The organism is Gordonia sp. UCD-TK1 (assembly GCF_001691435.1).
GTDB lineage: Bacteria > Actinomycetota > Actinomycetes > Mycobacteriales > Mycobacteriaceae > Gordonia > Gordonia hongkongensis.
This window is the reverse complement of the sequence record NZ_LZMP01000057.1, coordinates 158197-185196: the sequence shown is the minus strand read 5'-3', so window position 1 is coordinate 185196 and position 27000 is coordinate 158197. Positions and strand designations below refer to the sequence as shown.

General features: G+C 67.5%; 22 protein-coding genes. 7 read left to right on the top strand and 15 right to left on the bottom strand.

From position 1 onward, the window contains the following. Positions 1-30: 30 nt before the first annotated feature. The 3 genes from A9310_RS22125 to A9310_RS22115 all read right to left on the bottom strand — a co-directional run bounded on the left by A9310_RS22125 (position 31) and on the right by A9310_RS22115 (position 3486). Positions 31-474 (bottom strand): universal stress protein, encoded by a 444-nt coding sequence (locus A9310_RS22125; protein WP_058251858.1) that lies wholly within the window; start codon positions 472-474, stop codon positions 31-33. Positions 475-643: 169 nt separating this feature from the next. Continuing rightward, the gene (gene uvrB, locus A9310_RS22120) at positions 644-2800 is read right to left on the bottom strand and encodes an excinuclease ABC subunit UvrB (RefSeq protein WP_058251857.1); all 2157 of its coding nucleotides are present in this window, start codon (positions 2798-2800) and stop codon (positions 644-646) included. A 20-nt stretch (positions 2801-2820) separates the two neighbouring features. Further along, a complete protein-coding gene (locus A9310_RS22115; protein ID WP_065632417.1) occupies positions 2821-3486 on the bottom strand; it encodes a hypothetical protein in 666 nt (221 codons plus the stop codon). A 94-nt stretch (positions 3487-3580) separates the two neighbouring features. Between A9310_RS22115 and A9310_RS22110 the strand changes: the two genes are divergently transcribed. Next, entirely contained in the window at positions 3581-4189 is a 609-nt protein-coding gene (locus A9310_RS22110) for a DUF402 domain-containing protein (RefSeq protein WP_065632394.1), read from the top strand. Here the strand turns inward: A9310_RS22110 and A9310_RS22105 are convergent. The 4 genes from A9310_RS22105 to A9310_RS22090 form a co-directional block, all read right to left on the bottom strand. Continuing rightward, positions 4175-4645 carry a hypothetical protein gene (locus A9310_RS22105; protein ID WP_065632416.1) on the bottom strand — a complete coding sequence of 157 codons (471 nt, stop codon included), beginning with the start codon at positions 4643-4645 and terminating at the stop codon, positions 4175-4177. The two genes, A9310_RS22110 and A9310_RS22105, sit on opposite strands and share 15 nt — an antisense overlap. A gap of 137 nt (positions 4646-4782) precedes the next feature. Continuing rightward, on the bottom strand, positions 4783-5679 hold the full coding sequence (gene coaE / locus A9310_RS22100) for a dephospho-CoA kinase (protein WP_065632415.1): 897 nt from the start codon (positions 5677-5679) through the stop codon (positions 4783-4785). A 126-nt stretch (positions 5680-5805) separates the two neighbouring features. Beyond that, on the bottom strand, positions 5806-7038 hold the full coding sequence (gene aztD, locus A9310_RS22095; RefSeq protein ID WP_065632414.1) for a zinc metallochaperone AztD: 1233 nt from the start codon (positions 7036-7038) through the stop codon (positions 5806-5808). A gap of 91 nt (positions 7039-7129) precedes the next feature. Further along, the gene (locus A9310_RS22090) at positions 7130-7876 is read right to left on the bottom strand and encodes a TetR/AcrR family transcriptional regulator (RefSeq protein WP_065632393.1); all 747 of its coding nucleotides are present in this window, start codon (positions 7874-7876) and stop codon (positions 7130-7132) included. A 369-nt stretch (positions 7877-8245) separates the two neighbouring features. Here A9310_RS22090 and A9310_RS22085 point away from each other — a divergent pair, with 369 nt between their 5' ends. Next, complete coding sequence (locus tag A9310_RS22085; RefSeq protein WP_368072725.1) at positions 8246-9706, top strand: DEAD/DEAH box helicase; 1461 nt, start codon at positions 8246-8248, stop codon at positions 9704-9706. Next, a complete protein-coding gene (locus A9310_RS22080; RefSeq protein WP_065632391.1) occupies positions 9703-10302 on the top strand; it encodes an SWIM zinc finger family protein in 600 nt (199 codons plus the stop codon). The genes A9310_RS22085 and A9310_RS22080 overlap by 4 nt, the downstream gene beginning before the upstream one ends. Positions 10303-10378: 76 nt before the next feature. On the opposite strand, the gene rpsA is transcribed toward A9310_RS22080, so the two are convergent. Then, a complete protein-coding gene (gene rpsA / locus A9310_RS22075; protein WP_058251851.1) occupies positions 10379-11857 on the bottom strand; it encodes a 30S ribosomal protein S1 in 1479 nt (492 codons plus the stop codon). Positions 11858-12082: 225 nt separating this feature from the next. Here rpsA and A9310_RS22070 point away from each other — a divergent pair, with 225 nt between their 5' ends. Further along, positions 12083-12661 carry a 2'-5' RNA ligase family protein gene (locus A9310_RS22070; protein WP_065632390.1) on the top strand — a complete coding sequence of 193 codons (579 nt, stop codon included), beginning with the start codon at positions 12083-12085 and terminating at the stop codon, positions 12659-12661. 353 nt (positions 12662-13014) lie between these two features. Beyond that, entirely contained in the window at positions 13015-14112 is a 1098-nt protein-coding gene (locus tag A9310_RS22065; RefSeq protein ID WP_065632389.1) for a trans-aconitate 2-methyltransferase, read from the top strand. On the opposite strand, the gene A9310_RS22060 is transcribed toward A9310_RS22065, so the two are convergent. Continuing rightward, positions 14062-17076, bottom strand: a complete 3015-nt coding sequence (locus tag A9310_RS22060) for a BTAD domain-containing putative transcriptional regulator (RefSeq protein ID WP_254661311.1) — start codon at positions 17074-17076, stop codon at positions 14062-14064. The genes A9310_RS22065 and A9310_RS22060 overlap by 51 nt on opposite strands. Positions 17077-17093: 17 nt before the next feature. On the opposite strand from A9310_RS22060, the gene A9310_RS22055 reads away from it, so the two are divergent. Then, on the top strand, positions 17094-17957 hold the full coding sequence (locus A9310_RS22055) for a class I SAM-dependent methyltransferase (protein WP_065632388.1): 864 nt from the start codon (positions 17094-17096) through the stop codon (positions 17955-17957). Between the two features lie 6 nt (positions 17958-17963). On the opposite strand, the gene A9310_RS22050 is transcribed toward A9310_RS22055, so the two are convergent. The 6 genes from A9310_RS22050 to A9310_RS22025 form a co-directional block, all read right to left on the bottom strand. After that, entirely contained in the window at positions 17964-18770 is an 807-nt protein-coding gene (locus A9310_RS22050) for an amino acid ABC transporter ATP-binding protein (RefSeq protein ID WP_302621832.1), read from the bottom strand. Then, positions 18767-19729, bottom strand: coding sequence for an amino acid ABC transporter permease (locus A9310_RS22045; RefSeq protein WP_065632387.1), 963 nt, complete (start codon positions 19727-19729; stop codon positions 18767-18769). The genes A9310_RS22050 and A9310_RS22045 overlap by 4 nt, the downstream gene beginning before the upstream one ends. Before the next feature lies 1 nt (position 19730). Further along, positions 19731-20630 carry an ABC transporter substrate-binding protein gene (locus A9310_RS22040; RefSeq protein WP_065632386.1) on the bottom strand — a complete coding sequence of 300 codons (900 nt, stop codon included), beginning with the start codon at positions 20628-20630 and terminating at the stop codon, positions 19731-19733. Between the two features lie 357 nt (positions 20631-20987). Then, on the bottom strand, positions 20988-22073 hold the full coding sequence (locus A9310_RS22035) for an isocitrate/isopropylmalate dehydrogenase family protein (RefSeq protein ID WP_065632385.1): 1086 nt from the start codon (positions 22071-22073) through the stop codon (positions 20988-20990). Further along, the gene (gene polA, locus A9310_RS22030) at positions 22073-24853 is read right to left on the bottom strand and encodes a DNA polymerase I (protein WP_065632384.1); all 2781 of its coding nucleotides are present in this window, start codon (positions 24851-24853) and stop codon (positions 22073-22075) included. The genes A9310_RS22035 and polA overlap by 1 nt, the downstream gene beginning before the upstream one ends. 60 nt (positions 24854-24913) lie before the next feature. Beyond that, the gene (locus A9310_RS22025; protein ID WP_058251877.1) at positions 24914-25486 is read right to left on the bottom strand and encodes a hypothetical protein; all 573 of its coding nucleotides are present in this window, start codon (positions 25484-25486) and stop codon (positions 24914-24916) included. A 239-nt stretch (positions 25487-25725) separates the two neighbouring features. On the opposite strand from A9310_RS22025, the gene A9310_RS22020 reads away from it, so the two are divergent. Continuing rightward, positions 25726-27000 carry a branched-chain amino acid ABC transporter permease gene (locus tag A9310_RS22020; RefSeq protein ID WP_254661314.1) on the top strand — a complete coding sequence of 425 codons (1275 nt, stop codon included), beginning with the start codon at positions 25726-25728 and terminating at the stop codon, positions 26998-27000.

The window sequence follows — 27000 nt, the reverse complement described above, 5'->3', positions numbered from 1 at the left end:
CGAACGCACCGGTGGGAAACCCTTCGCCGACTATCCGGTGGTGTGGACGATCAGCACGTCGCACGCCGACTTGCGGGCCACATCGGCGGGAACCGATCCGAGGAGCCGCCCGGCGATCGAATTCAGGCCGCGATTGCCCACGACGAGAAGATCGGCCTTGACGTCGCTCACCAACTGCAGGAGCGCGTCGACCGGAGCACCCTTGACCGGGCGCTGCACCACGTTCGACGCACCGGCCTTGGTGGCCCGTTCCTTCGCGGTTCGCAGGATCTCCTCGGTCGGCGTCGATCCGGTGACCTGGTACGCCTCGTCTTTCAGGACATCCGCGGCGTCTCCGGCTCCGCGCTCGTTCGGGAAGTACGCGCACGCGATCACCAACTGAGCGTCGCCCGCGAGTGCACCCGCACGCTCCACAGCCTTCATCGACGACTCGGAGCCGTCCGTTCCGACGACGACGGTTTCGTAAGAGCTCATCCCAACCTCTCGACATGAATTCGCCTCGCTGCCCATCAGCGAGGCGTCATCGCGTATACCCACAATGCAGGGGTCCTGCACGGGGACATTAGTGTGCCACGGGCACGTCTGTCCCCCGTTCGTGGTGATCGGCACATCGTGAACCCGACGCTGCCACCCCGAACAGACGTCACTTGATCCCGGCCGCGTCCATCCCTCGCATCTCCTTCTTCAGATCGGCGATCTCGTCGCGGAGTCGTCCGGCGAGTTCGAACTGCAGATCCCGAGCGGCACTCATCATCTGATCGGTGAGTTGCGACACGAGGTCGGCGAGCTCGGCGCGGGGCATCATCGACACGTCACGCTTCTCGATGACCCCCGAACTACCGGCCTTCGACACCTCACCCTGTGCGCGGCGTCCGCGGCTGGAGTTGCGTCCGGAACCGCCGACCGCCACGGCCTCGTCCTCGGCTTCCTTGTAGACCTGGTCCAGGATGTCGGCGATCTTCTTGCGCAGCGGCTTCGGATCGATGCCGTTCGCCTTGTTGTACGCGATCTGCTTCTCGCGACGCCGCTCGGTCTCGTCGATGGCGTTGCGCATCGAATCGGTGATCTTGTCCGCATACATGTGGACCTCGCCGGACACGTTGCGGGCCGCGCGACCGATCGTCTGGATGAGCGACGTGGTGCTCCGCAGGAAGCCCTCCTTGTCGGCGTCGAGAATCGCGACGAGCGAGACCTCGGGCAGGTCGAGACCCTCGCGGAGCAGGTTGATGCCGACCAGGACGTCGTAATCACCGGACCGCAGCTGGCGGAGCAGTTCGACACGACGCAGGGTGTCGACCTCCGAGTGCAGGTACCGGACGCGGATACCGAGTTCGAGCAGGTAATCGGTGAGATCCTCGGCCATCTTCTTGGTCAGGGTGGTCACCAGGACGCGCTCGTCGCGATCGGTTCGCTCACGGATCTCATGGACCAGATCGTCGATCTGGCCCTTGGTGGGTTTCACCACGACCTGCGGGTCCACGAGTCCCGTCGGACGGATCACCTGTTCGACGAACTCGCCGTTGGATTGGCCCAGTTCGTAGGGCCCGGGAGTCGCGGACAGATAGACGGTCTGTCCGATGCGGTCGACGAACTCGTCCCATGTGAGCGGTCGGTTGTCGACCGCCGAAGGCAACCGGAATCCGTACTCGACGAGGTTGCGCTTGCGCGACATGTCGCCCTCGTACATGCCGCCGATCTGGGGCACCGTCACGTGCGACTCGTCGATGACGAGGAGGAAGTCGTCCGGGAAGTAGTCGATGAGCGTGGCCGGCGCGCTCCCCGCGGCTCGGCCGTCGATGTGGCGCGAGTAGTTCTCGATGCCCGAGCAGAACCCGACCTGACGCATCATCTCCAGGTCGTAGGTGGTGCGCATGCGCAGACGCTGGGCCTCCAGCAGCTTGCCCTTGCCCTCCAGCTCGGCGAGTCGTTCCTCGAGCTCGCGCTCGATGCTCGCCATCGCCTTCTCCATGCGCTCGGGCCCGGCAACATAATGGGTGGCCGGGAAGATGCGCAGCGAGTCGACCTGGCGCACCACGTCACCGGTCAGCGGATGCAGGAAGTACAGCGACTCGACCTCGTCGCCGAAGAACTCGATGCGCACAGCCAGTTCCTCATAGGACGGGATGATCTCGACCGTGTCCCCGCGCACCCGGAAGCTGCCGCGGGTGAACGACATGTCGTTGCGCGTGTACTGGACGTCGACGAGCAGTCGCAGCAGGGCGTCGCGATCGATCTCCTGACCGACCTCGATCTCGACGGACCGGTCGAGATAGGACTGCGGCGTACCGAGGCCGTAGATGCAGGACACCGAGGCGACGACGACCACGTCGCGTCGCGACAGCAGGCTCGACGTCGCCGAGTGACGTAGGCGCTCGACGTCGTCGTTGATCGACGAGTCCTTTTCGATGTAGGTGTCGGTCTGCGCGATGTACGCCTCTGGTTGGTAGTAGTCGTAGTACGAGACGAAGTACTCGACGGCGTTGTTGGGCAGCATCTCGCGCAGTTCGTTCGCGAGCTGCGCCGCGAGCGTCTTGTTCGGCGCCATCACGAGCGTCGGGCGCTGGACCTGCTCGATGAGCCAGGCCGTGGTCGCCGACTTTCCGGTGCCGGTCGCGCCGAGGAGGACGATGTCCTTCTCCCCGGCCTTGATCCGGCGGGTGAGGTCTTCGATGGCGGCGGGCTGGTCGCCGGCCGGTTCGTACTCGCTGACGACCTGCAGGCGGGCATCGGTCCGCTCGATCTCGCCGACCGGCCGGAACTCCGAGTGCGCGATGACGGGGCGTTCTGCTGCAAAAGCCATAGTGCCAGGGTAAACGCGACCTATGACATCGATGTTCCCGCGGACCGGCGTCCGATGAGCGCGGCGACGAGCACGAGTACCGAGCACAGCGGGATGGGTTGACCGACGACGACGAACACCCCGACGTCGGCGAGGAGCGCGACGGGCGCCGCGACCCGGACCGCCGTCCCTGGAACCGGCGCCTTGCCGCGGGTCCGGCGCGGCACGCGCGACCACGGTTTCGCGATCGACAGCCAGGCCTGGAACGCGATCAACGTGGCCATCAGGACCGTCGACGCGAGCAAGCCGGCCGACGCGACTTCACGGGCGCGCGCCGCCGAGTCGAGAGCTGGTGAGAGCACCGCGATCCCGACGACGAGCTGGCTCACCGTGATCGCGAACTTCACGAGAACCCACCAGTGGAGGAAGAAGCCCCAGGGCGTCGTCGCGGACAGCAGGAATCCCGACATCGCGGACACATTGGCAGAGACCACCAGGACCGTGGTGTCGAGGACGTGCGCGGCGACCGCGCCCCCGTCCCCGGGATTCAGCATCAGAACCGCCATCGCGAGCGCCTGGCTCATCCAACAGACGGACGAGAGCACGTGTATCCACAGCAGCACGTGCCGTGCGCGCTTGACGGTCGGCCGCGCTGTGATTCGTTCGCGGGCCACAGCACGGCCCCGTTCGGCGACGAAAGTCCTCATGTTCCGACCATCCCGCGGACCGGCGGTCGGACGCATCGGTGAGAACTCGGGCTTTCACCCTGAGATCGTCGGTGAGGCTGGCTAGATTCAAAGCATGACGAGCGATGGCGGGCGCACCGCCGACCCCGGGTCAGCACCGCACCCGCTGCACCCGCCGAAACGCGAGGTCTTCGACGTCCCGGCGATGACGAACACCGACAACAAGGGATTCGTCCGGGAGGTCGAGGAGTATCGCGTCACCGACTTCGGGCTGTACATGTCGCGCCACGCTCCCGGGCACCCCAGATTCGACCACCTGGAGTCATGGCTGCTACCCGCTTTGGGGTTGCGCGCCAACATCTTCCACTACCAGGGCGGCTACCGCGAAGGGCAGCGCCTGTACCTGGATGTGGGCCGGTTCGCCGGCCCCGACGACGACGGCCGGTGGCATGCCGAGGACTGGTACCTCGATCTCGTCGACGTGCCGGGCACCCCTCCCCTGCTGCTCGACACCGACGAGCTGCTCGAGGCCCACCGTGACGGTTTGCTCGACACCGCGCAGTGCGTCGAAGCCGTCGAGATCGCCACGCGTGCACTCGTCGGTGCGGCGGAACACGGCAACGACATACAGGCCTGGCTCGACGCCGCGGCGGGTGGCGCGGTGGCCTTTCGCGACCACGACCACCGTCGCCACGGCCAGGCCGGTAGATCAGTACGTCGGTAGCACGAAACAGGATCCGTTACGGATGAAGTCCGGGAGCTGGACGCCGGTGCCCACCGTGACCGCCCTCGACTTCTCGACTCCATCGAGGGTCGCCTTCAGCAGGTAGCGGCCCGGCGTCGACGGCCGCCACTTGGGCCGGATCTCGACACTCGTGGGCTTCTGGTCGTAGATCGTGACCGTGCGCCCGGCGCCCACCAGGGTGACCTTCAGATTCGACTTCGCCGAACGCGGATCGCTGACGAGAACCGACAGTGTGTAGGAACATCCCGCGCCGTACACCCCGTAGTTGAACGAGCCGTTGGCCGACGAGCCGTAACCCGGAAGAGTGTCCACCGCGATGCCCTGCAGCGCCGCCTCCGCCGGCGCGGCCAGCGCCACGCTTGCGCACGCAACTGCACCAAAAGCTATTGCGCCACTGGCAATCCGCGCGCGACTCCGACTTCCCCGACCGACCATGCTGTGCTCCACTCCTGGGCTTCGTCCTCAGCGACCACCCCCACCGCGGGGGCGTGCGACTCACAAGTTAGCAGCGGACGGGGCGGCATGTGCCGATTTTGGTAACGTTTGTAGTCAGTTTTTGTGCCAACCGCCGGTCAGCGTGTGACGACCCGCACCGTGGCAGGCCGCCCCGGGTCACAGGACCCGTACTGATCCGGTCCGGCCGGTGCGAATCCACCGTCGGCGAGACGATCCGCCAAGCCCTCCGCGGCGCCGGCGTCACGTGCGGTCACCCGCAACTCGACCGCCGCCGGGTCGACGATGTCGACCGCGGTGGCCAGTTCGCCGGCGAGCGCCCACAATCGGTTCACCAGACGCGCGGACGGACCATCGGGATTCGGTTCTGCTGCCACGAGTCCGGGCACCGACTCGGCGACGCGACGCTCGCGGACGTTCAACTCGAGCGGCACGAGGCGCTCGTCCCAGACCCGGGCGGCCGATGCCGCCAGTTCCTCGGGGGCGCCCGAGTTGTCCAGCCATACGTCGGCCACGGCACGACGCTGCTCGTCGGTCGCCTGCGCGGCGATGCGGGCACGGGCATCGGCCTCGGCAACACCCCGCATGGTCGTCAGCCGGTGCAACCGCACGTCGGCCTCGGCGAACACGATCACGACCAGATGGAAGAACGGCGCCGTGTGGTTCTCGACCAGCAGCGGGATGTCTTGCACCACAATCGCGTCGGCCGGTGCGTCGTCGAGCATGGCCTGAGTCCGCGCCCCGATGAGCGGGTGGGTGATGCCGTTGAGCGTCAGCCTCGACTCGTCGTCGACGAAGGCCTTCGCCGCGAGAGCCGGACGATCGAGACTCCCGTCGGCTGTCAGGATGTCCGGACCGAACGCCTCGACGAGCGCAGCCAGACCCTCGGATCCCGGCTCGACCACCTCCCGGGCGACTTTGTCCGCGTCGATGATGTACGCGCCCCGCTCGACGAACGTCTTTGCCACAGTCGATTTGCCGGCCCCGATGCCACCGGTCAGCCCAAGCCTGATCACGCCCACCAGTCTGACAAATCCGTCTGCGACACGTTGGAAGGCCCCCGCAGACACGAGAGACCCCGTCTCGCGCGATGACCCTCAGCGGGTCACGACGTCGAGACGAGGTCTCCTCGGGTTGATGGATTAGCCGGTGACGGCCGCCAGTTCGATGGTCTCGTGCGGCAGGTCCGCCTCGCCGACCTTCTCGTTCTTGTTCAGATCGACGGCGACGATCTTCTTGGCCGCCGGGTCACTGACGTAGGCGATGCCCTCCTGCACCACGACGTTCGGCATCGGGGACTGCCACTCGTCGGGTTCGGTCCATGCGCCGATGGCGGGGATCGTGGCGGTCTTGGCCGCAGTGTCGGCGTCGAAGACGTGTAGGGCACCGTCGGTTCCCAAGACCACGGCGGACCCGCCGGGACCGCGCTCGATGGACCGGAAGCTGTAGGAGGTGCCGAGATCGACGAGCCGGAGCTGACCGGTGCGGGTGTCGGTGAGCGAGAACCGGGTCGGCCGTTCGAGTTCGGCATCCGGATCGGACTTGTAGTCGCCGAGGATGATCGGGGACTCCTCGCTGCCGGCCTGGTTGCCGATGCGGCCGTACTCGTCGGGGCTCTCGACCTTGCGGATGTCGTTCCCGTTCACGATGAGCAGTCCGTCCTCGCAACCGAAAGCGAGGACTCCGTCGGCGCCGGCGGCCTCACCGTGCACACCCGGGCACTGGTCGTTACGCACGATCTCCTTGCGCTCGGGGTCGAGGATCGCAATCCCGCTGCGCGAGTCCTCGTTTCCGACGGTGACGACGACCGTACCGTCCTCACGGAACACCGCGACCCCGTGGTGCGGCTCGGGAAGTGTGAACGAGGTCGACGCCGGGTTGCCGCGCAGGAGCTCGGCGGGCTCGACGATGTCGACCTGGCCCGTGCCGTCGGTGAAGAGGGCGACCCGGGAGTCGTGCGGCACAACGTGTCCCGGCTCTTCACCGCCGAACGTCATGTCGGTGAGGGCCGGTGTCGTCGTGTAGTAGTGACCATGGTCGCCGTGTTGACGCGTCCAGGTACCCATGTCGAGAACCCGGAACCCGTCCGACTCCGAGACGAACACATTGCGGCCGTTGTCGGCGCTGTTGAGTCGGATGAAGCCGTCGATCGGGAGGTCGGCGACCTGCTCCAACGACTCTGCGTCGAGGACCAGGATGCCGCCGTCGTAGCTGAGCGCGAGGCGCGGCGTGGCGCTCTGCTGCTCGACGGCCGCGGCCGAGCTGGAGGCGGGCGCGGATTCGCTCGAATCCTCGCTCCCGCAAGCGACGAGCGCGAATGACGCGGCGGTGAGAAACGCGAGAGAGCGGGTCAGTTTTGTCCGTTGTGCAAACACCCGAACAGTGAACATGGATATGAAAATCATTGTCAACAACGCATGGGATGGTGGTGGCCCGCAACGGCCGCTCCTCGCGAACACCCCGGCATCAGGCCAGCAACGGCCGCAACCCGTCGAGCACGCGGGCGAGTCCGAATTCGAAGGCGTCATCGGGGGCGCCGGGCGCCTGATGGATCTCTCCGACCGCACTGCCGACCCGATCCGACAGGGGGTACGCACCATCGGGGATGACCGCCGCGAGTTCAGGACCGACGATCTCCCACCATCGCGCGTCGCTCATCCCGGATTCCTCGGCGGCCGTCCGCTCCCCGACCGCCTCGCGGGCGTTGCCGGCCACGAAAGCACCGAGCAGTGCGATGATGTGGTCCCGCTGCACATCCGAGATGTCGGTCGCCTCGAGCAGTTCGAGCTGCCGCTCGTACCGGGCCAGGCGGTGCGGGCCCAGCACCTGGCCCCACGGCGAGGCCGCCAGCAGCCATGGGTGGTCGAGACACTCGGCACGCAGCGCGCGCGCGACTTCCGCCAGGGACTCGACGACGGTCGGTGCCGGCGCTGGCATCGGAGTCCGTGCTGTCACGTGATCGATCATGAGCGCCACCAGCACGTCACGCGTCGGCACGTAGGTGTACAGACTCATCGGCCCGACGCCGAGTTCGGCGGCCAGGGCGCGCATCGAGACGGCACCGAGCCCGCGCTCGTCCGCGAGGTCGATCGCCGCCGTCACGATGTCGTCGACCGACACCCGCTGCCGCGGCCCCCGCCGCGGACCGTCATCTCCGGCCTCGGCCCGCCAGAGCAGTCGGACCAGCGTGCGTGCATCATCTGCGGTCGACACGGCGATGCCTTTCCCGTACGGTGTACTGAGTAATAACTCCGTACACCGTACCAAGAGGAGCGTCCACTGCCCACTCAGGCCACGTATCTGCCGGACCTGCACCAGTTCGCGCTCTGGTCTTCCCACCAGTCCGACGCCGGAAACCTATCGGACACCTGCCGTCTCGCGGTCCCTGACGGCCGCGACCTCGTCGTTCGCGACGTCCGCTGCGAACTCGTCGACCCCCCGGCACTCCTGGCCGCGTGCGACGCGGGTGATCCGAGCCGAGTCGCTGAGTCGGTCGAGGCCTGGCGGCGCATACTCGCCGGCGACTCCGCGACACCATTGCCGCTCGCCGCACACGCCGAGATCGATCCCACCGGAACGGCGATGACGACTGCGGACTTCGCCCGTACAGCGCTGCAGGAGTGTCTCGCCGCCGAGGACATACTGCGAGACACTCTGCGAGCCCGCCTGCGGCCGTATCAGATTCGGGGTGTCGCCTGGCTGGCCCGGACCGCGGAGGTCACCGGCGGTGCCGTGCTGGCCGACGAGATGGGACTGGGCAAGACCGTCCAGGCGATCGGACTGCTGACGCTTCGGGCGCACGAGGGACCACAGCTCATCGTCTGCCCGACCAGCCTCGTGACCAATTGGAGTCACGAGGTGGCCCGCTTCGCGCCCGATCTGAAGGTGTACACCGGCCCCCTCGAGCACGCGCCGGACGGGCCCGGTTCGATCACCGTGATCTCCTACGGGAGACTGCGACTGAGCATCGCCGATCTACGTCGATTCGACTGGGCCACAGCCGTGTTCGACGAGGCGCAGGCCCTGAAGAACCCGCGCACCCAGGTGTCACGCGCGGCGCGCACCGTCGACGCCCGGACTCACGTCGCGTTGACCGGCACTCCCATCGAGAACAGTCTCGACGACCTCTGGGCGATTCTCCGGGTCGTCGCGCCCGCATTGTTTCCTCACCGGGCGGTGTTCCGGCGGCGCTTCACCAAAGCCGTGGACGACGGCGACGCCGGCGCGCTGCGACGACTTCGGGTGGCGGTCGCGCCGGTGATGTTGGCGCGCACCAAGTCCCGCGTGGCGTCGGCGCTGCCGCCGAAGATCGCCAATCCGGTGCTCGTCGATCTGACCGACGAACAGGCGCAGCTCTACGACGCTCACCTCGCGCGCCTGGAAGACACCGGCTTCGGCGACGGATTCGAAAGACACGGACGGATTCTCGCCACACTCACCCGGCTCAAGCAGATCTGCAACCATCCCGGCCTCGTCACCGGCGACACCCGGGTGCTCGCGGGACGCTCGGGCAAGCTCGACGTGTGCACAGAGATCCTCAGTGACAACCTGCGTACCGGCTCCCCCACGCTCGTCTTCACCCAGTACCGGGAAACCGGTGAACTCCTCGTCCGGCACTTCGCCGAACAACTGGCGGTCGAGGCACCGTTCTTCCACGGCGGTTTCTCCGCAAGCCGTCGCGACGAACTCGTCGCCGCCTTCCAGTCGGGCGATGGCCCCGGGCTGATGGTCATGAGCCTCAAGGCGGGCGGCGTCGGACTCACCCTCACGCGCGCCTGCGACGTCATCCACTTCGACCGCTGGTGGAACCCGGCAGTCGAGGCCCAGGCGTCCGACCGCGTGCACCGAATCGGCCAGGAACGTCCCGTCACGATCACCACCCTCACCTCGGCCACATCCCTCGAAGAGCACATCGATCGCCTGCACCGGCGCAAGTCCGCGCTCGGCGCGCACGCGGACGACACGTCCGCTCTCACCGAGCTGACCGGCCTCGACGACGAGCGGTTGATGGACATCCTGCGGCGTCACCGGGAGGCGCGATGACCAGCACTCCTGCCGAATTCGGGTTCACCCGCTGGGGCGCCGAGATCGTCCGGCTCGCCGAGCCGATCTCGGCGCGTGGCCCCAACGCCTCGGCACCACGAGCCCGCAGTGTCGCCCGCAACGGCGGCGTCACGCTCACCGTCGACGGACGTTCGGTCAGCGGTCTGGTGCAGCGTGGCGGCGAGGCGTCGATGGCACATCTCGAGTTCGATGCCATGTCCCCGGCGACCGCGACGACGCTGCGGGAGGTGCTCGGCGAGTCCACCGAACCGACCGACGACATGCACCGTCGCCTCGTCGAAGCGGCGTCGTGGTCGTCACCGGTTCTCGAGGTCGCCGACTGCTCCTGCCGCGCCCGCGGCGACCGGTGCCTGCACATCCTCGCCACGCTCTATGCCCTCGCCGCGGCCGTCGATCGGGAGCCCTCGCTGGCCCTCCGCCTACGCGACTTCGAGGCACGGCTCAGCGGAGTCGCCCGTGGCGCGGACCACGCCGATGGACCACCGCGCCAGATGCCGCTGCGGTGGGCGGCCCTGACGACTTTCGACGCCCGGGACTACTGGAGTGCTCGGCGTCGCACCGGGGCGCCCGACTGACCGTCGGCACCAGACGAGAGAAGCCCTCCCGGTTTCCCGGAAGGGCTTCTTCATCGTGCTCGGTGAGCGAGGCGTGTCAGGCGTTGCCCGACAGCTTCTCACGCAGTGCGGCGAGCTGCTCGTCGCTGGCCAGCGAACCGCCGGCCGACGATCCGCCGGTCGAGCTGCTGCTCGACGACGATCCGCCACGGCTCTCCGACGCCGACGAGTAGTCGGTCGGGGCGTTGGCGGCCTCGGCGGCAGCAGCGGCGAACTTCTCCATCTGGGCGGTGTGCATCTTGTGGCGACGCTCGGCCTCGGCGTACCGGGCCTCCCATGCCTCACGCTGCTTCTCGAAGCCTTCGAGCCACTCGTTGGTCTCGGCGTCGAAGCCCTCGGGGAAGATGTAGTTGCCCTGCTCGTCGTAGCTGTCGGCCATGCCGTACTTCGAGGGGTCGAACTCCTCGGTGTAGTCCTCGTTGGCCTGCTTCAGGCTCAGCGAGATCCGACGACGCTCCAGGTCGATGTCGATGACCTTGACCATCGCGTCGTCACCGACGGCGACGACCTGATCCGGCACCTCGACGTGGCGCTCGGCCAGCTCGGAGATGTGGACCAGACCCTCGATGCCCTCGTCGACCCGGACGAACGCACCGAACGGCACCAGCTTGGTGACCTTGCCCGGCACGATCTGGCCGATGGCGTGGGTGCGGGCGAACTGGCGCCAGGGATCTTCCTGAGTTGCCTTGAGCGACAGCGACACACGCTCGCGGTCCAGATCGACGTCGAGGACCTCGACGGTGACCTCGTCGCCGACGGCGACGACCTCGGACGGGTGATCGATGTGCTTCCAGGACAGCTCCGAGACGTGGACCAGACCGTCGACGCCGCCGAGATCGACGAACGCACCGAAGTTGACGATCGAGGACACGACGCCCTTGCGGACCTGGCCCTTCTGCAGCTGGTGCAGGAACTCGCTGCGGACCTCGGACTGGGTCTGCTCGAGCCATGCGCGACGCGACAGGACCACGTTGTTGCGGTTCTTGTCGAGTTCGATGATCTTGGCCTCGATCTCCTTGCCGATGTACGGCTGCAGATCGCGGACGCGGCGCATCTCCACGAGCGATGCCGGGAGGAAGCCGCGCAGGCCGATGTCCAGGATCAGGCCGCCCTTGACGACCTCGATGACGGTGCCCTTGACGGCCTCGTCCTTCTCCTTGAGCTCCTCGATGGTGCCCCAAGCCCGCTCGTACTGCGCACGCTTCTTGGAGAGGATCAGACGGCCTTCTTTGTCCTCCTTGGTGAGGACCAGGGCTTCGACCTCGTCACCGACGTTGACGACCTCATTGGGGTCGACGTCGTGCTTGATCGACAGTTCGCGAGAAGGGATGACGCCTTCGGTCTTGTAACCGATGTCGAGCAGAACCTCGTCCCGGTCGACCTTGACGATGGTGCCTTCCACGATGTCGCCATCGTTGAAGTACTTGATCGTGGAGTCGATGGCGGCGAGAAAGTCCTCGGCAGTGCCGATGTCATTGACGGCTACTTGCGGCGAGGTGATCGTGGGGGACGACATATGTTGAGTTGCTCCGGACAGGTGTGTAGTAGGTACGATTCTGCAAAGCTCTGTTGATCGACACCACCTGGACCGGCCTGTCACCGGTCAGGGCAGGTGCGAACCGCGCGTCATCGGGCACACGCGCGTGTAGAAGCCTACTCCAGCGGCATTGTGCTGGGCAAATGGCTCGTCTCACGAGGCCGCCAGGACGTGCGGCCCGGCGGGAAATGAGACGATCCCCACGTGGCGCACTCACTCGAACTCCTCCTCGACGACTCGTCCGACCAGCAGGTTCGGGCCGAATGGGACGCCCTCGCCGCAGCCGGACTCCCCCATCAGGGTCGCGTCGCGTCGCCGACGAATCGGCCCCACGTGACGCTGGTGGCCGCGTCCCGGATCGACGGGAACGCCGATGCGGCACTGGCCGCAGTCGCCATGCGCCTGCCGGTGGGCATGCGGCTCGGCGCTCCGATCGTCTTCGGCGGCGGTCGACGATCCACGCTCGCGCGGCTCGTGGTGCCGTCGAGCGAACTACTGTCGGTCCACGCCCAGGTCTCGCGACTGTCCGCCGAGTTCGTCGACCCCGAGCCGGCCGACACGCCGACAGCCTCGACCGATGGTCGCCGAATGCCATTCGCGCACACCGTTCCCGGGCAGTGGACCCCGCACGTCACCCTCGCGCGGCGGATGGACGCCGAACAGCTCGTCCGCGCCTTCGACATCCTCGACATCCGCGCCGAGATCGTCGGCGAGTTCACCGCACTGCGACGCTGGGACCCAGATGCGGGAACCGACGTCGTGCTCGCGGGGCGGGCCTGCTGATCGCGCTGCGGAGTCAGACGGAGGAGCCGCCGTTCCCCCGTCGGCCCGGCAACGCGCCGAGTAGCCGACGAAGCCGGGAGTCCGGACGGAACCGCGGGCAGGACCGCTCGCCGCAGAGCGCGCAATCCGTACCCGTCCGGTAGTGCTCGTGAGCCGATCGGTCGTGACCGCATCGGCAAGTCTGGTCGCCCACGGCGCTCAGGTTACCCAAGCAGGGTCTTCGGACCCGGGGTCGTCGAAGGTTGTGACCCACGTCGTCGCCACGGCGACGAGCGCGTCCCACCGGCACCGGGTGAAGAACTCCGAGATCACGATGAGAGTGACTTGAGAGCCCACGGCCCGATGATCTGGGCATGACCGAAACACTGAGATCCTCCACCGACCGACCAGCACCGAGCGCCGACGAGTTCGCCGAACGACTCTTCGGTTCGACGCTCGCCACCGCCGAGACCATGAGCGTGTACCTCGGCGAGCGCCTCGGGTGGTACCGATGCCTGGCCGAATCGGGACCCCTCACCGCCGACGGGTTGGCCGAACGAACCGACACCAACGCACGCTATGCCCGGGAATGGCTGGAGATGCAGAGCGCCTTCGGCATTCTCGACGCGGACCTGACCACCCGGCCGCACACCTTCGCGATCTCGCCGGGCGTCGCCGAGGTACTCACCGACACCACCAGCCTGTCGTACCTCGGCGCCCTCCCCCGCATGTTCGCAGCGTCGGCACGCCATCTGCCGGAGTTGCTCGATGCCTACCGGAACGGTGGGGGCGTGAGCTGGGAAACCCTGGGCGCCGACGCGCGAGAGTGCCAGGCCGATCTCAACCGGCCCTGGTTCGACGCACGCCTCGCGCCCGCGCTGGCGGGTGTCGAAGCCCTGCACGAGCGGTTGTCCCGGCCCGGGGCGCGGATCGCCGACGTCGGGTTCGGAGCGGGCCACTCGACCATCGCACTCGCGCGGGCCTACCCGGAGGCCACCTTCATCGGGCTCGACGTCGACGAGGCGTCGGTACGGATGGCCCGTGCGCATGCCGAGGCGGCGGGTGTCACCGACCGCGTGACGTTCCTCGTCGCCGACGGCGACGAGGCCGCGGCGCACGGCCCGTTCGACGCCGCCTTCGCGTTCGAGTGCCTACACGACATGCCGCGGCCGGTCGAGGTCCTCGCCGCGGTCCGGCGCGCACTGGCGCCCGGAGCTTCGCTGATCGTCATGGACGAAGCCGTATCCGACGAGTTCGACGGTCCCGCAGACGATCTCGACAAGATCATGTACGGGTTCTCGTTGCTGGTGTGTCTGCCGGACTCGATGAGTTCACCACCGTCTGCGGCCACCGGCACGGTGTTCCGACCGTCGACGCTGCGTCGGTACGCGCACGACGCGGGTTACGCGGGCGTGACGGTCCTACCCATCGAGGACTTCAGCTTCTTCCGCTTCTACGAGCTGACGACCTGACCCCGCCGGTGCGCGCCCGGCCCGCAACGAGGTGACGGCGACGTCGACGACATCGGACGGAGCCGTGGCGGCACCGGTCGCGACGAGATCGTCCGTCGCCGCCTCGCCCAGCGCGGCTCGGATTCGATTCTCGACGGAACCAAGTCGCCCGACGTCGTTCCCGAACGGATCGGACCCGGCCACCTCGTGTGCTCGCCGGGTGGCACCGAGGATCAGAGACGCCTGTTCGCACCGCCCGAGATCGACCAGGACGCCGATCACCGAGCGCAGGGTCACCCACTGATTCGTCCAGTTTCCCGCTTGCCGAAAATGCTCGAGCACCTCCACGTACGACCGGGCGGCGGCGTCGGTTGCGCCGGAACGGGCCTCGATCGACGCCCGCGACGCCATCGCCACCCCGAGCAGATACCGGTCACCGTGCCGGCGCGCGGACTCGATGGCACCCTCGAGGAGTTGCCGCGCCCGCCCGGGATCGGCGTCGAGCAGACACTCGCCGGACACGTAGCGACACCAGGCCGCGACAACGTCTTCACCCGCTGTGGCACAGGCGATCTCGAGGGACCGCGCAGCCGGGTACGAGTCCTCGCCGCGGTAGGCGCGGATGAGCAGTGCACTGATGTCGGCCATGTGCGCCGCACCCGGCATCCCGGCCGCCAGTGCGAGTTCGCGGAACGTCCGCGCGTCGTCGAGCGCAATGTCGAGATCTCCCTGAAACAGGCCGATGTCCACGAGCATCATGTGGAGGTAGACGCGGACCGACGGGTCTGGGCCGGCGTCGAGGCCCCGGCGCGTGCACCGCCGCGCGGTCGGCAGGTCGCCGTCGAAGCGGGCACCGCCGGCCGACACCGCCCACACCGCGGACCCGAGCGACGAGTCGTCGTGACGGTCGATGAGCATCCGCGCCCATGCGGTGACCTCCGGACTCATGGTCAGTTCGAGGAAGGGGATCGACCCCTGCAGGATCGTGTCGGCGAGAGCGGGATCGTGAACACTCGCATGGTCGATCGCCTGCCGCACGTCATCGAGCCGTTCATCGATCAGGCGCGCGGCGTCGAGGTGTCCGCGACCGTAGACCTCGCACCCCAACGGACCGAGCCAATCCGCGACCCACGCGGTGTGCGCACACCGCGCACCGTCGAGGGCGTCCCGACTCGCCAGTGCATCGATACCGAAGGCACGCAACGTCTCCAAGAGGAGGTAGCCCCCCGGATCGACCGACACCATGCACGCGTCGACCAGTTCGGCCATCGCATCGGCCACGTCTTCGCGGTCCAGCACTCCCGTCGCCGCGGCCAGGAACTCCGCATCGTCGAGTCCGAACCGGGAGGGGAAGATGCTGAGGACGTCGAACAGACCACGCGCCGAGTCGCTCAGCAGTCCATAGGACCAGTCGACGAGTGCGTGCAGGCTCCGGTGCCGGGGCGCGATCCCGCGCGGACCGCGCAGGACCCGGAAACGCCAGTGCAGTCGGTCGACGAGCACTGCCGGCGGTATCGCGCGCGCCTTCGTCGCCGCGAGCTCGACGCCGAGCGGCAGGCCGTCGAGCCGTCGGCAGATCTCCGCGATCGCCGGCGCCGTTGCTTCGTTCAGCTCGAAGCGTGGATCGCGTGCCCGGGCACGGACACAGAACAGCCGGACGGCATCCGACGACTCGATGGCGGCGGGCGCCGCATCCACGTCCGGCACCGGAAGTGGATCAAGGGAGATGATCTGTTCGGCGGCAATTCCCAGCGGCACCCGCGAGGTCGCGAGCACCGTGACATCTGGGCACCGATCCTGCAGCGCGACAACGAGTTCGACCGCTGCCTCGAGGACGTGCTCACAATTGTCGAGCACGAGCAGTCCGCGTCGACCGGTCAGCGCGCCGGTGAGTGCGTCCAGGGCCGCGACATCGCGACGCATCGACAGGCCCGTCGCCGAAGCCACCAGGTGCACCACCGCGTCGCGGCTCGCGACCGCTGCCAGTTCGGCGAACCAGACGGGACGGTCACTCGCCGACCGGACATGGTGCCGGACAAGCGCCGTCTTGCCGACACCACCGGGGCCGAGGACCGTGAAGACCCCGCGTCCCCGCACGGTTGCCGTCAGGCCCGTCAGGTCGGCATCCCGGCCTATCAGCTGGCCCGAATCATGGCTCGCCGCGCCGATTTCGGTATGTGGTACCGCGACTGTTCCGGCCGGCCGCCGATCCCCGCGGACGCGGCGCGGCGGCGGGGCCCCGTCGAGGATGCGGGCATGCAGTTCGCGGACCGACGGGGCCGGGTCCGTGCCGAGGTCCTCCGCGAGGCGTCGATGCAACCGTTGGTAGGCATCGAGCGCCTCGGCCGCGCGATCCGTCCGCCACAACGCCGCCATGACCCTGAGGTGGAGCCCCTCGCGATAGGGATGATCATCGGCGAAGGGCAGCAACCGGACATAGGCGTCTTCCGGACGGCCGAGGGTGACCAGGGCATCGGCAGCTGTCTCCGCGGCCAGGACACGCCGTTCGAGGAGCGCCCCGACCTCCGGCTGCGCCCAGGCACAGTCGGCGAACTCGCCGTATGGCGTTCCATGCCACAGACTCTCGGCCTGGTCGAGCAGATCGACAGCCAGCTGGGGCTCCACATCCACGACGGCGACGGCCCGTGCCACGGTGTCGTCGAAGAGCAGTGCGTCGACATCGGTCCGATCGACGAGGAGCGTGTACCCGGGCGCGGTCGTGACGACTCGCAGACGGCCGTCGACCTGACGTCGCCGCAAGGTGGTTCGTAGTCGGAAGACGAGGTTGTGCAGGGCCGACTCCGGGGTGGCCGGCGGCGCGTCGGCCCACAGGATGTCGGTCAGCCAGTCCACATCGGCCACCGCATTCGCGCGCAATGCCAGGGCGGCGAGCAGACAGCGGAGGCGAGGGGTGCCGAACTGCGGTCGGGACACACCCGCGTCATCCGGTGTGTCCACCGGACCCAGCAGAGTGAGACAGACCATGGCCTTATCATCGCAGGATGTCCCCCAACCAGGCGGAATCCGAACAAACCACATCGAACGGCCCGGGGTCGAGCCGTCCCCCGAGGATCCTCGGCGAGGTCGACTCCGCGACCAGTGACCGTGCCAGCCGGTGGTGGTGGGATCACGACGCGGAGAACTATCACGTCGAGCACGGCGACTTCCTCGGTGCCCATGCCGCGGGCGGAGATTTCGTGTGGTGTCCGGAGGGTCTACGCGAGGCCGATGTTCGGCTCCTGGGGGACATCGAGGACCAGGACATCCTCGAAATCGGCTGCGGTTCGGCGCCCTGTGCCCGATGGCTGGCCGCGCACGGCGCGCGCGCAGTCGGCGTCGACCTGTCGCGGCGGATGCTGGGCATCGGACTCGACGCGATGGCGGCGGAAGGCGTGCGGGTCCCGCTCGTCCAGGCGACCGCCGAGACCCTGCCCTTCGCGGCCGCGTCGTTCGACGCCGCGTGTTCGGCCTTCGGCGCGGTACCGTTCGTCGCCGACTCGGCCGGCGTGATGAGCGAGGTCGCACGAGTGCTGAAACCCGGTGGGCGTTGGGTTTTCGCCGTCAATCACCCGATGCGCTGGATGTTCCTCGACGATCCCGGGCCGGAGGGCCTGACCGTACGGATCCCCTATTTCAACCGCACGCCGTACACCGAGACCGATGCCGACGGAACGTTGACCTACGTCGAGCACCACCGCACCATCGGTGACCGTGTTCGCGAACTCCGGGCCGCCGGGTTCGTTCTCGACGACATCATCGAACCCGAGTGGCCGGACGGTTTCGACCGCACCTGGGGGCAATGGAGCCCGTTGCGCGGCAGCTACTTTCCGGGAACAGCCATCTTCTGCAGCCACAAGGCCGACTAGCGGCGCTCACAGCAGCTTCGACAAGAACTCCCGGGTGCGCTGTTCTCTCGGATCGGCGAGGACCTGACGAGGGTTCCCCTTCTCCACGACGACGCCGCCGTCCATGAACACGAGCTGGTCGGCGACCTCCCGGGCAAACCCCATCTCGTGCGTGACGACCAGCATGGTCATGCCCGACGCAGCCAGCTCACGCATCACCTTCAGGACATCACCGACGAGTTCGGGGTCGAGCGCCGAGGTGGGTTCGTCGAACAACATGAGTTTGGGGTCCATCGCGAGCGCACGCGCGATGGCGACACGCTGCTGCTGGCCACCCGACAGCTGGGCCGGATAGGCGTCGGCCCGGTCGGACAGGCCGACCCGGTCCAGCAGGTAGCGGGCTTTGTCGACCGCCTCCGAACGCGACTGACCCTTCACCTGCATCGGCGCCTCGATCACGTTCTCGAGGGCCGTGCGATGCGGGAACAGATTGAAATGCTGGAACACCATGCCGATGTCGCGTCGCTGGGTCGCCGCGTCCTTGGCGCTCATCTCGTGGAGCTTGCCGTTGCGTTCCCGGTAGCCGATCAGATCACCGTCGACGTAGAGCCGGCCGGCGTTGACGACTTCGAGGTGGTTCACACAGCGGAGAAATGTGGACTTCCCCGATCCCGACGGACCGATGAGACACAGCACCTCGCCGCGCGCCACCTCCAGCGAGATTCCCTTGAGGACCTGGACCGAACCGAAGCTCTTGCAGACCCGGTCGGCCACCACCATCGGCGGCGGCGATCCGCCGGCGGCCGGTACGGCCGTGTCTTCTGCGGGACTCATGCCTTCTCTCCCCCTGCCGGCCCGGCGGCGCCGCCGGGCGCCGTGGCCGCGCCGTCGGCCATCGTCTTGAGTTGCCGCGCCGTCAGCTGCCGGGTCGCGCCCTTCGCGTAATAGCGCTCCACGTAGTACTGGCCCACCATCAGGACACTGGTGATGACGAGGTACCACGTGGACGCGACGAGAAGCAGCGGGATCGGCTCGAAGATCACGCCCGAGATGTCCCGCTGCCGTCCGTAGAGGTCGAGGGTGAGCGGCACCGCCGCCACCAGGCTCGTGGTCTTGAGCATGCTGATCAGCTCGTTGCCGGTGGGCGGGATGATCACCCGCATGGCCTGGGGCAGCACCGTTCGTCGCATGGTCTGCGCCCACGACATACCCAGTGCCACCGACGCCTCGGTCTGTCCCTCACCGACCGAGGACACACCGGCGCGGACGATCTCGGCCATGTACGCGGCCTCGTTCAGGCCGAGTCCGATGACCGCGAAGAGGAACGCGGCGTTGAGCGTCTGGATGTCGAGCGACACGAACTGGTGCACGAACGGTATGCCGAGGTCGATCTGCTTGTAGATCGCCGGGAACAGGCCCCAGAAGACCAGCTGCACATACACGGGGGTGCCGCGGAAGATCCACAGATACACCCACGATGTGCCGCGCAACACCGGGTTCGGGCTCAACCGCATGATCGCGAGGACGACGCCGAGCACGATGGCGATGGCCATCGACAGCAGGGTCAAAGCGAGGGTGTAACCGACCCCCGACAGGATGCGCGAGTCGAAGAGATAGTTGCCGTACGTGCCCCAGCTGTAGGCCTCGTTGGTGGCGGCACCGTAGATGAACAGTGCGCCCAACACGGTGATGATCACCGCCGCGACCCACTGTCCGGGACGACGGAGCGGAACCGCCTCGATCGGTTCGGGTTCGCCCGGCGGTGACGCGGCGGTGCTGTGCGGTGACGTCATGTCAGCTCACCGCGCCGTTGATGACGGAGACATCGATCATGCCCTCCTCGAGGCCCCAGTTGGCCGCGATCTCTTCGTACTGTCCGTTGTCCATCAGGTACTGCACGGCCCGCTGCAGTGCGGGCGCGAGCGGTGAGCCCTTCCGCACCGGCCACCCGTACGGCGCGGAGTCGAAGACCCCGCCGGCGGGCTTCAGACGGTCGTCGGTGCGTTTGATCGCGTAGGCCGTGACCGGCGAGTCGGCCGACATCGCGTCCACCCGACCCAGGATCAGTGCGTTGACGGCCTCGTCCTGGCTGTCGAACCGGACCTTGTCGATCGCCGGTTTCCCCGCAGCGACACACGCCGCGCTCTTGGCGGGAACCTCGTCGGTGTCCTCGTAGGTGGTGGTCTGCACCGCGACCCGGAGCCCGCAGGCGTTGTCGGGGTCGATCTCGTCGTCGTTGTCGCTCSCCTGCGCCCACTGCACGCCCGCGCTGTAGTAGGTCACGAAGTCGACCTGCTTCTCGCGCTCGAGGGTGTCGGTGAACGACGACATCCCCAGCTGGTAGGTCCCGGCCTGAACCGAGGGGATGATGGTGTCGAACTGGGACTCCTTGTAATCGGGTACGAGTCCGAGCACCTTGCCGACGGCGTTCATCAGGTCGACGTCGTAGCCGATGATCCTTCCCGATGCGTCCTTGAACTCATTCGGCTGGTACGGGATGTTGACCCCGACGATCAGGCGTCCGGTGCGCGCGATCTCCGGTGGGACCAGCGCGGCGATCTCCGGCACCGTCGCGACGTCGACGTCGATCGGCACGACCTGACCGGCGCGCTCCCGCGCCTCGTTGTCCACGCATCCGGTCACGACGACGAGGACGGCGAGCAGGACGCCGAGCCAACGAGCCACCCGCGTCACACCACTACCCTTCGTCCGGCCGATCGCACCAACTCACTGTAGTTCGCCCGCCGCGCCCCGGCTCGCCACCCACCGTTCACGCGTGTGCGCGCCTGTTTCCGCTCCCTCAATCCGAGAGTCCCGCAAACCATTGCTCCCCAAAACGAAAGAACAACAAACCGCTGGTCTATGTTGTGCAAGCGATGCCCTCCTCTGCTCCCTGAGGTGCGAGGAGCGCAAGCGACGAGCCACGAAGGGTTGGCGACGCATCTCACCAAGACCCTTCGTGACGGCCTCCGCAAGCTCCGGCCTCCTCAGGGAGCAGTAATCGGGCGCGCTCCGAGCACAACGGATTATTTCCCAGTCCGCTCGCAGAGCTCACCGCTCGACGATCCGCCGGACCACCGCGTCGGCGAACTCGGCGGTGCTCGCCTCGCCGCCCAGGTCGCGGGTCGCGGTGTGCGCGAGCGTGTCGGCGACAGCGGCGTCGATCCGGGCACCGACCGCGACGAGGGCCGCGTCGTCGGTCATCTGCCCGTACCTCTGGAAACCCATGGCCACCGAGGCGATCATCGCGACCGGGTTCGCGATGCCGCGCCCGGCGATGTCGGGTGCGGCACCGTGCGACGCCTGCGCCATCACGCGGGACTCCGAGCTGTTGACCGAACCGGCGATGCCCAGCGAACCGGCGAGCTCGCCGGCGAGGTCGGACAGGACGTCGCCGAAGAGGTTCTCGGTGACGAGGACGTCGAAGTCCGCGGGACGCCGAACCAGCAGGGCCGCCATGGCATCGACGTGTTGCTCGGACACCTCGATCTCGGGGAACCCGGCGGCGATGTCGCGGCATGCATCCCGGAACAGGCCGGTGGTCATGCGCAGGACGTTCGCCTTGTGCACGATGGTCAACCGCGGCTGCCGGTCGGAACCCGCACGCTCGATCGCGGCGGCGCATGCGACTCGCGCGATTCGCTCCGACGCCGCGCGTGTGACGAGCCCGACCGCCAGTGCCACGTCGGGTGTCGGCATGAATTCGCCGCTGCCGACCGCCATGTTGCGATCGGCGTAGAAGCCCTCGGAATTCTCCCGCACGACCAGGACGTCCATGTCCGGCCGGAGCGCCGGAACACCCGGAAATGCCCGGGCGGGACGGAGATTGGCGAACAGGTCGTACCGGGTTCGCAGGACCGCTCCCGGCGTGCGGTCCCCATGACCCGGCGGGTACGCCGCCGAGTCGTGGGGGCCGACGATCCAGAAGCCGAGCTCGTCGAGGGCCGTCAGCGTCTCCGCCGGCACCGGATCGCCGTGCGAGGTGATCGCAGACAGCCCGAAAGGTAAGTGCTGCCAACTGATCTCGATCGATTCCGCACGAGCGGCAGCCTCGGCGATCGTCACCGCCGCCGGCACGATCTCGGGTCCGATCCCGTCCCCGACGAGGACTCCGAACTCTCTGTCCCGGTCACCCATCAGTGAGCTGCGTCGTCCCAGGAGCGTCCGAACCCGACCGACACCTCCAGCGGGACGGACAAGGTGATGGCATTGCCCATCTCTTCCCGGACAACGGCCTCGACGGCCTCCCGCTCACCCGAGGCGACCTCGATCACGAGTTCGTCGTGGACCTGGAGAAGTGTTCGCGACGTGAGCCCTTCAGCTGCGAGGCGCTTGTGGACGTTGATCATCGCGACCTTGATGATGTCGGCGGCGGTGCCCTGGATGGGAGCGTTGAGCGCCATCCGTTCTGCGGCCTGCCGGCGCTGCCAGTTGTCGCTGTTCAGATCGGGCAGATACCGCCGGCGACCGAACAGTGTTGCGGTGTACTCGTTTCGGCGGGCCTCGGCGACCACGTCGTGCAGATAATCGCGCACCCCGCCGAACCGCGCGAAGTACGCCTCCATCTGCTCCTTGGCCTCGTCGCGGCTGATCTTGAGCTGGGCGGCGAGCCCGAATGCGCTGAGCCCGTAAGCGAGTCCATACGACATGGCCTTCACCCGGTGGCGCATCTCGGTGGTGACCTCGTCGATCGGCACCCCGAAGGCCCGTGACCCGACGAAGTTGTGGAGGTCTTCCCCGGTGTTGAAGGCCTCGATGAGGCCGGCGTCCTCCGACAGGTGTGCCATGATCCGCATCTCGATCTGGCTGTAGTCGGCGGTCATGAGGCAGTCGTAGGGCACACCGGTCGCGGTGTCGGCGCCGACGATGAAGCCGCGCCTGATCTCGCGGCCCGCCTCGGTACGCACCGGGATGTTCTGCAGATTCGGTTCGGTGGACGAGAGGCGTCCCGTCGCGGCGATCGTCTGATTGAACGTCGTGTGAATACGTCCGTCGTCCGCGACCGACTTCAGCAGCCCGTCGACAGTGACCTTCAGCCGCGTCGCGTCGCGGTGCTCGAGGAGGTGTGCGAGAAAGGGATGCTCGGTCTTCTCGTACAACGACTGCAACGCGTCGGCGTCGGTGGTGTAGCCGGTCTTGGTCTTCTTCGTCTTCGGCATGTCCAGCTTGTCGAAGAGAATGGTCTGCAACTGTTTCGGCGAACCGAGGTTGATCTGTTCTCCGATGACCTCGTAGGCCGCCTCGGCCGCGGCGCGGATCCGGTCGGCGAACATCCGCTCGAGGGCACCGAAATGATCGACGTCGACGGCGATGCCCGCGGCCTCGGCATCGGCGAGCACGAACGACAGCGGCAGTTCCATCTCGGTGAGCAGCGGTTTGGAGTCGATCCGGTCCAGTTCCGTGTCGAGCGTGTCGGCGAGTTCCTGGACCGCCCGCGCCTCGAGCATGTGCTGTTCGGCCACCCGCCCGTCCGAATCGTCGTCGAGCAACGACATCTGGCCGTCGCCCGGGCCGCCGTCGGCGCGCAGTTCACGACGCAGGTAGCGCAGCGCGAGGTCGTCGAGGTTGAACGTCCGTTGTCCCGGTCGGACCAGGTAGGCCGCGAGCGATGTGTCGCTGGTGACACCGTCGAGCTTCCAGCCGCGTGAGCGCAGCGCGTGTACGGCCCATTTCGCCTCGTGAACCGCCTTCGGCGCGGACGGGTCGGCGAACCAATCCCCCAGTGCCGCCTCGTCTTCGGGATTCAGCGCGGTCACATCGACATAGGCGGAGGTCCCATCAGCGGCCGCGACCGCCACCCCGGTCGGGTCCGCCCCGACCACGACATGCGGGGCGGTGACGGCGAGACCGACGCGACCGGTGCGCGCATGCTCGGTCAGCCATCCGGCGACCTCACCGGCACCCAGGACCGCACCGTCGAGATCGAAACCTGCTTCCGCCTCGGGTTCGACCGAACTCAACGTCGAGAAGAGACGGTCTCGCAAGACCCGGAATTCCAGGTCGTCGAACAGCTGGTGGATGCGGTCCCGGTCCCACCCGACCATGGCCAGGTCGTCGGGGGACGTCGGCAGCTGCATGTCCCGGACGAGCTCGGTGAGCTGTCGGTTGGTCTGTACCGACGCCAGATGAGCGCGCAATGCGTCGCCGACCTTGCCCTTGACCTCGTCGACGTGATCGACGAGGGCCGCGAGCGACCCGTACTCGCGGATCCACTTCGAGGCGGTCTTCTCCCCGACTCCGGGTATACCCGGCAGGTTGTCGCTGGGGTCACCGCGCAGCGCGGCGTAATCGGGGTACTGGGTGGGAGTGAGACCGTACTTCTTCTCGACCTCCTCGGGCGTGAACCGCGTGAGGTCCGACACGCCTTTGCGCGGATAGAGCACCGTGGTGGAGGCGTCGACGAGCTGCAGCGAGTCGCGGTCGCCGGTGACGATCAGGACCTTGTATCCGTCCTCCCGGGCCCGCGTCGCCAAGGTCGCGATGATGTCGTCGGCCTCGTAACCCTCGATGGCCAGCACCGAGACACCCAGCGCGTCCAGGACCTCTTTGGTGAGATCGACCTGGCCGTTGAACTCGTCCGGGGATTTGGACCGCTGCGCCTTGTACTCCGGATACATCTCCGACCGGAACGTCTTGCGTGAGACGTCGAAGGCCGCGGCGATGTGCGTGGGCTCCTCATCGCGCAGCAGGTTGATGAGCATCGAGGTGAAGCCGTAGACGGCGTTGGTCGTCTGCCCCGAATGGGTTTTGAAGTTCTCCGCCGGGAGCGCGAAGAACGCCCGGTACGCCAGGGAGTGCCCGTCGAGCAGCATCAACACCGGCTGCTTGGTCTTGCCCTTGGCGCCGGGTGCCGCCTTGCCCGTCGATCCGGTGGCCTTGGCTGGGGTCGTTGCCGGGGAACTCTGCGCTGGACTCACAATCGCCGAGTCTAGTGACCGCCCCCGACACAGCCTGCCGGACTCCTCACACTCGGCCTCTCACGGGAGGGGCCGGTACATGGACCACACCTTGGGGCCGTCGAGCGGCAGTTCGAACTCCTCGGTCACGCTGAACCCGAACCGCTCGTAGAGCGGCACGTTGCGGACGTTCGAGCACTCGAGGTAGGCGGGTCCGTCGATCTGCTCGAGTCGATGCCCCAGGAGAGACGTGCCCACCCCGACCCCGTGCACCGGCGCCCCGATCTGACCGAGGTACCAGTGCGGCTCCTTGGGACGTCGTTTGCCGAACTCCTCCTCGAGCTTCATCCCGCGGCTCATCCGCGAGCCCATCGCCCGGAAGAAGCCGACCATCGACACCATCTGCGACAGGGCCGAGACCTTGTGGCCCGGGGGATCCCAGGCGGCGGCACCGACCGGTTGCCCGTCACGCATCGCGAGATCGAGCGTCGAATTCGGGCCGTGGCTGTACTTGAGCAGGGTGCGGAACATGATGAGATGCCGCGCCGTGTCGGGCTGCATCCAGACCGTCACCGGGTCGTCGGCGAAGGCCTGTGCCAGCAACGAAGCGGCGAGTTCGACGTCTGTGGTGGTGGACACGCTGACCGGGACCATCGGACCAGCGTACGACCCGGATCGGGTCTCCGACAGCACATCGCGACTTCCCGACTGGGCAGCGTCGGGGAGAAGTTACCTCCGGGAAACGTCGTTGTCGCCACGTGGTGACGACGCTGGCGCTAATGTCCCGCAGGGTGACATCGCAACGCGCCGGCACCGTGCCGCAGACGCCGCCACGATGTGCTCTCGACGACCGTCCCGATCGCGAGAGCCATCCGTCTGGCCACCTTCCACCGATGCGCCGGTCGGCGATCGCGATGCTGGTGTTTCTCGCCGCGTCGATGCTGTTCGGGCTGTTCGGCGCCTCCCCGGCCGCGGCCGCGCCCGGCGACTCGGTCCGCGTCTTCGGCGTGCTGCGCAACGGTACGGACAAGGTCGCCGGCGTCGAACTCGAGGCCAAGGACGCGTCCGGAACCGTTGTCGGCACCGCGACCTCGTCGGCCACGGGTGCGTGGTCCATCAACGTGCCACCCGGCCAGTACACGATCGTCATCAACACCGACTCACTCCCCGACGGCGTCGAGGTCCAGAAGGCGGAGCTGCCCGTCGACGTCAGCGGTGGCACCGCGCGACCGGTCATCTTCTCCTTCGGCGATGTCCGCACCGGCACCGAGGTGTCGGCAGTCTCCGAGCTGACACGGCTGGCCATCGACGGCATACGGTTCGGCTTGATCATCGCGATCACCGGCGTCGGTCTCAGCCTCATCTTCGGCACGACCGGGCTGACGAACTTCGCGCACGGCGAGTTGGTGACGCTCGGCGCGGTGATCGCATGGGTGATCAACGTCAAGCTCGGCGTCCAGCTGATCCCGGCGACGATCCTGGCGGTGATCGTCGGTATCGGTATCGGCATCCTCAACGAGCTCGGTCTGTGGAGACCGTTGCGAAGACGACGAACCGGGCTGATCGCCATGCTCGTCGTGTCGATCGGCCTGTCGCTGGTGCTTCGCTACCTGATCCTGATCTTCTTCTCCGATCGCGCCGAACCGTTCGACGACTATCAGGCGCAGACCCAGATCGGTTCGGGTCCGTTCGCGATCACACCGGTCAACCTGGCCTGCATCATCATCAGCATCGTGGTCCTGCTCGGCGTCGCACTGCTGTTGCAGCGCACCAGGATCGGCAAGGCCATGCGAGCGGTCGCCGACAACAAGGATCTCGCCGAGTCGTCGGGTATCGACGTCGACCGGGTCATCTTGTTCGTGTGGGCCCTGGCCGGCGGTCTGGCGACACTCGGCGGCGTGATGTTCGCGCTCTCCGAACTCGGCGGCCGGGTGCAGTGGGAGATGGGCTTCAAGCTGCTCCTGCTGATGTTCGCCGGCATCACACTCGGCGGACTCGGCACGGCCTACGGCGCACTGCTCGGGTGTGTCATCGTCGGTCTGCTGGTCCAGTTGTCGACCTACATCGTCAGTCCCGACCTGAAATACATCGGCGGGCTGCTGATCCTGATCATCATCCTGACCATCCGGCCCCAGGGCATTCTCGGATCTCGAGCGAGGATCGGCTGA

What these genes read in the sequence shown, in the direction of transcription:
- A9310_RS22125 (WP_058251858.1), bottom strand. Translation starts at nt 474, where the DNA reads ATGAGCTCTTACGAAACCGTCGTCGTCGGAACGGACGGCTCCGAGTCG.
- uvrB (WP_058251857.1), bottom strand. Translation starts at nt 2,800, where the DNA reads ATGGCTTTTGCAGCAGAACGCCCCGTCATCGCGCACTCGGAGTTCCGG.
- A9310_RS22115 (WP_065632417.1), bottom strand. Translation starts at nt 3,486, where the DNA reads ATGAGGACTTTCGTCGCCGAACGGGGCCGTGCTGTGGCCCGCGAACGA.
- A9310_RS22110 (WP_065632394.1), top strand. Translation starts at nt 3,581, where the DNA reads ATGACGAGCGATGGCGGGCGCACCGCCGACCCCGGGTCAGCACCGCAC.
- A9310_RS22105 (WP_065632416.1), bottom strand. Translation starts at nt 4,645, where the DNA reads ATGGTCGGTCGGGGAAGTCGGAGTCGCGCGCGGATTGCCAGTGGCGCA.
- A9310_RS22085 (WP_368072725.1), top strand. Translation starts at nt 8,246, where the DNA reads ATGACGACTGCGGACTTCGCCCGTACAGCGCTGCAGGAGTGTCTCGCC.
- A9310_RS22080 (WP_065632391.1), top strand. Translation starts at nt 9,703, where the DNA reads ATGACCAGCACTCCTGCCGAATTCGGGTTCACCCGCTGGGGCGCCGAG.
- rpsA (WP_058251851.1), bottom strand. Translation starts at nt 11,857, where the DNA reads ATGTCGTCCCCCACGATCACCTCGCCGCAAGTAGCCGTCAATGACATC.
- A9310_RS22065 (WP_065632389.1), top strand. Translation starts at nt 13,015, where the DNA reads ATGACCGAAACACTGAGATCCTCCACCGACCGACCAGCACCGAGCGCC.
- A9310_RS22060 (WP_254661311.1), bottom strand. Translation starts at nt 17,076, where the DNA reads ATGGTCTGTCTCACTCTGCTGGGTCCGGTGGACACACCGGATGACGCG.
- A9310_RS22055 (WP_065632388.1), top strand. Translation starts at nt 17,094, where the DNA reads ATGTCCCCCAACCAGGCGGAATCCGAACAAACCACATCGAACGGCCCG.
- A9310_RS22050 (WP_302621832.1), bottom strand. Translation starts at nt 18,770, where the DNA reads ATGAGTCCCGCAGAAGACACGGCCGTACCGGCCGCCGGCGGATCGCCG.
- A9310_RS22045 (WP_065632387.1), bottom strand. Translation starts at nt 19,729, where the DNA reads ATGACGTCACCGCACAGCACCGCCGCGTCACCGCCGGGCGAACCCGAA.
- A9310_RS22035 (WP_065632385.1), bottom strand. Translation starts at nt 22,073, where the DNA reads ATGGGTGACCGGGACAGAGAGTTCGGAGTCCTCGTCGGGGACGGGATC.
- A9310_RS22025 (WP_058251877.1), bottom strand. Translation starts at nt 25,486, where the DNA reads ATGGTCCCGGTCAGCGTGTCCACCACCACAGACGTCGAACTCGCCGCT.
- A9310_RS22020 (WP_254661314.1), top strand. Translation starts at nt 25,726, where the DNA reads ATGCGCCGGTCGGCGATCGCGATGCTGGTGTTTCTCGCCGCGTCGATG.